Source organism: Halomonas sp. (assembly GCF_033549285.1).
In the GTDB taxonomy this organism is placed as follows: Bacteria; Pseudomonadota; Gammaproteobacteria; order Pseudomonadales; family Halomonadaceae; genus Halomonas.
Genome location: NZ_JAWSUJ010000166.1, coordinates 1 through 5,195, shown reverse-complemented (window position 1 = coordinate 5,195; position 5,195 = coordinate 1). Strand labels below are relative to the sequence as shown.

The following is a 5,195-nucleotide window of genomic DNA, read 5'->3' as shown; positions in this document are numbered from 1 at the left end:
TCGGCTCTGCGCTGAGGTCCATCGCCTGCTCGGGGATTACGGCACGGAGCGCACGATTAATTATGCATAATCACTTAAATCGATCTCAGAGGATAGCCTTTCAATTGCCAATTCGCATGCCTCGGCAGCTATGCCGTTGCCCCAAAACTCCGATCTGATGAAATAGCCGAAATCCTGAACACCATCCATCTGTTTAATGCCGCAGAACCCGATGAACTCGTCAGTATCAGCGTTGGCAACAGCGAAGCGGGTCGGGTTAGCGAGCGCACTCTCGAACCACGAATCTGCCTCGTCTTCTGCCAGGGCGCGACGAGGCCCAAGAAACCTCATTACCTCAGGATCTCCAAGCATGGCAATGACAGCCTCTTTATCTTGGTGACCAAGGTTCCTCAGTTTCACCGAAATCATAGGCCTGGCTTCACCATGTAACAGGTATTAGACAGCGCGCTCGTTTATTGACTTGAACGAGCATGCGTGTTCAACAATCTTATCAGCGCAACCTTTCCTCAGCTAACTCTTTGATTTCATGACGCCCAAAGGAAACCTTGGCCACCTATACAGAATTCGCGCGCTTGCGCGTTTTGCCAGCGCCAATAATATTGTATGTACATCCATGCATCGAGAGGATGGGAGTATGGATACGCACAGCAAACCGCCGAAGCTGATGGACCGGGTCAGGGCCACCCTGCGGGTGAAACGCTACAGCCCACGCACCGAGAAGACCTACTGCTACTGGATACGCTACTTCATTCGCTTCCACGGGGTCCGGCATCCCGCCGGCATGGGCGGAGCGGAGGTACGCGCCTTCCTGGAACATTTGGCAGTGGAACGCCGGGTAGCGGCGGCCACGCAGAATCAGGCGCTGAATGCCCTTGTGTTTCTCTATCGGCACGTACTCGATCAGCCCTTGGGAGATATCGGACTGTTCTCACGTGCCAAGCGCCCTCGCCGGCTTCCGGTGGTGCTTTCTCACGAGGATGTGATGCGCGTGTTGAGCCATCTGTCCGGCCCCATGCACCTGATGGCGACCTTGATGTATGGCTCAGGCTTCGGCTCATCGAGACGTGCCGATTACGTGTCCGCGATATCGACTTCGACCGTCAGATCATCACAGTGAGAGCCGGCAAGGGCGACAAGGACAGAACCACTCTCCTCCCGGCGGTCAGCATTCCCGCCGTACAGCACAGTATCACCGTGGCCAAACATCAGCTTGACGATCGACTGCAGCATGGCGTTGTGCCGGTGACACTGCCCAACGCGCTCGATCGCAAGTACCCCAATGCCGGTGTCTCGCTGGCCTGGCAATGGCTCTTTCCCGCCAGCCGCCCTTGCTTCGACGATACCGGCAAGGTCGTGCTACATCATATCCATCCATCAGCGGTGCAAAGAGCGGTCAGACACGCCATGCGTGCTGCTTCACTTACCCGTCCAGGCTCTTGCCATACCCTGCGGCACAGCTTCGCCACTCAGCTGCTGAACCAGGGCACGGATATCCGCACGGTACAGGAGTTGCTTGGCCATAAGAGCGTGGAAACGACTCAGATCTATACCCATGTATTGGGCAAGGGCTTTGCAGGAGTAAGGAGCCCTCTTGGGTGAGGGTGTGTTTGGGGGCCGAGGCACGCTACCGCCCCTACCCGGCAAGCCATGATGGCTCCCTGCCATCCCTGCGGTAGTCCCTGCGCTGCATGTAGTGGCATATCGCCTGATCGTCTAAGCGACCTTGACCCGTCAGCGTATGCGAGAGTGCCGATGGATGCCACACCCCGATTGGTCGCAGGCACCGCTCAAGGTGTGTCGGCATCCATGCCGGCTGCCGAAGCATTACGGCGCCAAACACAAGGCCCCCGAGCCAGGTGAGTGACTCGGGGGCCTTGTTTGGTCGGTCAACACTCAGCAGTGGCGGCACGCGGCTCCGTCCGCGGCATGCCGTTGTCAGCCCGTCGGCGTCTCGCCACGAACCGCCGCTTCGATCACGGCGATGTCGATCTTCTTCATCGTCATCATGGCATCGAACGCCCGCTTGGCGGCGGCGCGGTCGGGGCTGGTGTAGGCCCTGGTGAGCGCGATGGGGGTAATCTGCCAGGAGACGCCCCACTTGTCCCTGCACCAGCCGCAGTCGCTCTCCTGGCCGCCGTTGCCGACGATCGCCTTCCAGTAGCGGTCGGTCTCGGCCTGGTCCTCGGTGGCCACATGGAACGAGAACGCCTCGTTGTGCAGGATGCCGGGGCCACCGTTAAGCCCCAGGCAGGGAATGCCCATCACGGTGAACTCGACGGTCAAGACATCACCCTGCTTGCCCGCCGGGTAGTCTCCCGGTGCGCGATGGACCGCGCCGACGGAGGAATCGGGAAAGGTCCTGGCGTAGAAGTTCGCCGCCTCCTCGGCATCGCGCTCGTACCAGAGGCAAATCGTGTTCTTGGCAATCGTCGTCATGGGCTCCTCCATCATGGTTCCAGGTCGAGTACCGCCCAGTCGCTTCCCTCCAGGCACAGGGCCACGGCCAACTGGCCGACGCCGATTCACCCTTGTGCGCTACCGGGACCTCTCACCCGGTAGTCGCGTGAGGAAGGGCCAGATCGACAACCGGCGAGGATTTTTTCGATAGAGGCCGATCCGACGGGGCTCGCCGGCAGGCGCTATGACGCCGGGGTCGCCAGTGCGGCCTCTACCGCCTGTTCGGCGTGGATGGCGGTGGTGTCGAAGAGGGGAACGGCCGTATCGTCGGCCTGGACCAGCAGCCCGATCTCCGTGCAGCCTAGGATGACGCCCTGTGCGCCCTGCTCGTCCAGCGAGGCCACGATCTCAAGGTACTCAGCTCTCGAGTCCGCGCGGATCTCGCTGCGGCATAGCTCGTCGTAGATGACGGCGTGCACCCTCTCGCGCTGGGCGGCATCGGGAATCAGCACCCGAATGCCCTGCGCCTCCAGGCGCTCGCGGTAGAAGGCCTGCTCCATGGTGAAGCGGGTGCCGAGCAGCCCCACCCGGGTCACGCCCTGCCGGTGCAGTTCTCGGGCGGTGGCATCGGCGATGTGCAGCAGGGGAATCTCCACGGCCTGCTCGAGCTGCGGGGCGACCTTGTGCATGGTGTTGGTGCACAGCACCATGAAGTCGGCGCCGGCCGCCGCCAGGGAGCGGGCCGCCGCGCCGAGGATCTGCACCGTGGCCGCCCAGTCGCCGCGGCGCTGCAGCGCCTCGATCTCGGCGAAGTCCACGCTGTAGAGCACCAGCCGGGCGGAGTGCAGCCCGCCCAGCCGCGCCTTCACCCCCTGGTTGATGAGCCGGTAGTAGGTCTGGGTCGATTCCCAGCTCATGCCGCCGATCAGCCCTATCGTCTTCATCTTCCCTCCTCTTACCCCAGGATAAAGATCACGCAGGCGGCGGTGAGCGCCCCCATCACGCCGTTGAAGATCCGCCAGGCGCGGGGCGTGTCGAGCCAGCGGCCGATGGCCATGCCGAAGCCCGCCCAGAGCGCGATGCAGGGCAGGGCCACCAGCTCGGCAAACCCGGCCAGCAGCAGGGCGTTGACCAGGGTATTGCCATCGCCGGGCAGGAAGCCCGCCATCAGCGCCAGCCCCATCACCCAGGCCTTGGGGTTGGCGAACTGGAAGGCCGCCGCCTGCCAGAAGCTTAGCGGGCGCCCCTCGCCGCGCCGCCGCAGGTCCGGCGGCGGCGCCGTGGCGATGCGCCAGGCCAGATAGAGCAGGTAGCCGCTGCCCACCACCCGCAGGATCGTCTGCACCAGCGGGTAGCGCTCGAAGAGCAGGCCCAGCCCCAGGGCGATGCCGGCAAACAGCAGGAAGCAGCCCCCCAGGATGCCGAGCATGTGCGGCAGGGTGCGCAGGAAGCCGAAGTTGGCCCCGGAGGCGGTGAGCATCACGTGGGTGGGGCCAGGGGTTATTGTCGATACAGCCCGTGAATTTTCAGCTTAATGGGCACAATCCTGGCGTCAAAGGTTTTATTGTCACCATGACAATCTGGACACCCCGGCTCACCGAGTCGGGCCCCCGCTACCGCGCCATCGCAGAGGCGATCGCCCGTGCCATCCAGGCTGGCGAGCTGCCCCCGGGGCGCAAGCTGCCGCCCCAGCGCCGCCTGGCCGATGCCCTGGGCGTGACCGTGGGCACGGTGTCACGCGCCTATGCCGAGGCCGAGCGTCGGGGGTCGGTCTCGGCGCGGGTGGGCAGCGGCACCTATGTGCGCGGCACCGAGCAGGCCGCCACCTCCCCCTTCCTGGCCGCCGCCTCGCCAGAGGACGAGGGCCTGATCGATCTCAGCCTCAGCCTGCCGCCGCCCCACCCGCTGCGCGCCGCCCTGCTGGGCCAGGCGCTGGCCGGGATCGCCGAGGATCGCGCGGCGCTGGAGCGTGCCGTGGCCTATCAGCCGGAGCGCGGCCTGGCGGGGCACCGCGAGCGCCTCGCCGCCTGGATGACCCGCCTGGGCATGCCGGTCTCGCCTGAGGCCCTGGTGATCACCCAGGGGGGACAGCACGGCATCGACCTGACGCTGCGGGCGCTGACGCGCCCCGGCGAGCGGATCGCCGCCGACGCCCTCACCTACCCCGGGCTGATCGGTGCCGCCCGCCAGGCGCACCTCAAGACGCTGGCCGTGCCCCTGGACGACGCGGGCATGGACATGGAGGCCCTGGCGCGGCTGTGTGCCCAGCAGCCGCCGCGGCTGGTCTACGTCACGCCGGACCAGAACAACCCCACCGGCGCCGTGCTGAGCGAGGACCGGCGCGAGCGCCTGGCGGCGCTGGCCAGGCAGCACGAGTTCTGGATCCTGGAGGATGGGGTGCAGTACCTGCCGGAGGCCGAGCGCGGCACCCCGCTCTACCGGCTGGCCCCGGAGCGCACCCTGTTCGCCTTCAGCACCGCCAAGGTGTTGGCGGGCGGGCTGCGCATTGGCGCCCTGCGGGTGCCGGAGGCGCTGCTGGAGCCGCTGGGTGCAGCGGTGCGCGCCCAGAGCTGGATGGTCCCGCCGCTGATGGTGGAGGCCGTCTGCCGCTGTGTGGAGAGCGCCGATGCCGAGCGCCTGCTGGCCTGGCAGATCGAGGAACAGGCCGAACGCCAGCGCCTGGCCCGCCGGTGGCTGGCGGAGTACGCCCCGACCGGGCGGCCCCACGGCAACAACCTCTGGCTGACGCTGCCGGAGGGGTTGCGCGCCGCCGAGCTGCTCGCCGCCCTGGAGGAGCG

Annotated in this window: 7 protein-coding genes; 3 read left to right on the top strand and 4 right to left on the bottom strand. The window is 65.7% G+C overall.

Features of this window, described 5'->3' with window-relative positions; translation table 11 throughout:
* Positions 1–60 precede the first annotated feature (60 nt).
* Positions 61–408, bottom strand: a complete 348-nt coding sequence (locus SCI24_RS20795) for a GNAT family N-acetyltransferase (RefSeq protein ID WP_318727184.1) — start codon at positions 406–408, stop codon at positions 61–63.
* A 226-nt stretch (positions 409–634) separates the two neighbouring features.
* On the opposite strand from SCI24_RS20795, the gene SCI24_RS20790 reads away from it, so the two are divergent.
* Positions 635–1,117: a phage integrase N-terminal SAM-like domain-containing protein gene (locus tag SCI24_RS20790; protein WP_318727183.1), complete on the top strand. Its 483-nt coding sequence runs from the start codon at positions 635–637 to the stop codon at positions 1,115–1,117.
* Positions 1,057–1,599, top strand: a complete 543-nt coding sequence (locus SCI24_RS20785; protein ID WP_318727186.1) for a tyrosine-type recombinase/integrase — start codon at positions 1,057–1,059, stop codon at positions 1,597–1,599. The genes SCI24_RS20790 and SCI24_RS20785 overlap by 61 nt, the downstream gene beginning before the upstream one ends.
* A 336-nt stretch (positions 1,600–1,935) precedes the next feature.
* On the opposite strand, the gene SCI24_RS20780 is transcribed toward SCI24_RS20785, so the two are convergent.
* From SCI24_RS20780 to SCI24_RS20770, 3 genes are all read right to left on the bottom strand, one after another.
* On the bottom strand, positions 1,936–2,436 hold the full coding sequence (locus SCI24_RS20780; RefSeq protein ID WP_318727182.1) for a VOC family protein: 501 nt from the start codon (positions 2,434–2,436) through the stop codon (positions 1,936–1,938).
* 203 nt (positions 2,437–2,639) lie between these two features.
* Entirely contained in the window at positions 2,640–3,341 is a 702-nt protein-coding gene (locus tag SCI24_RS20775) for an aspartate/glutamate racemase family protein (protein WP_318727181.1), read from the bottom strand.
* An 11-nt stretch (positions 3,342–3,352) separates the two neighbouring features.
* On the bottom strand, positions 3,353–3,901 hold the full coding sequence (locus tag SCI24_RS20770) for a LysE family translocator (RefSeq protein WP_318727185.1): 549 nt from the start codon (positions 3,899–3,901) through the stop codon (positions 3,353–3,355).
* A gap of 68 nt (positions 3,902–3,969) precedes the next feature.
* Here SCI24_RS20770 and SCI24_RS20765 point away from each other — a divergent pair.
* Positions 3,970–5,195: PLP-dependent aminotransferase family protein (locus SCI24_RS20765; RefSeq protein WP_318727180.1), on the top strand; the 1,226-nt coding region annotated here is incomplete at its 3' end.

Bases quoted from the DNA above. Each gene is read 5' to 3' on its own strand.
- SCI24_RS20795 (WP_318727184.1), bottom strand. From the start codon at position 408: ATGATTTCGGTGAAACTGAGGAACCTTGGTCACCAAGATAAAGAGGCT.
- SCI24_RS20790 (WP_318727183.1), top strand. From the start codon at position 635: ATGGATACGCACAGCAAACCGCCGAAGCTGATGGACCGGGTCAGGGCC.
- SCI24_RS20780 (WP_318727182.1), bottom strand. From the start codon at position 2,436: ATGACGACGATTGCCAAGAACACGATTTGCCTCTGGTACGAGCGCGAT.
- SCI24_RS20775 (WP_318727181.1), bottom strand. From the start codon at position 3,341: ATGAAGACGATAGGGCTGATCGGCGGCATGAGCTGGGAATCGACCCAG.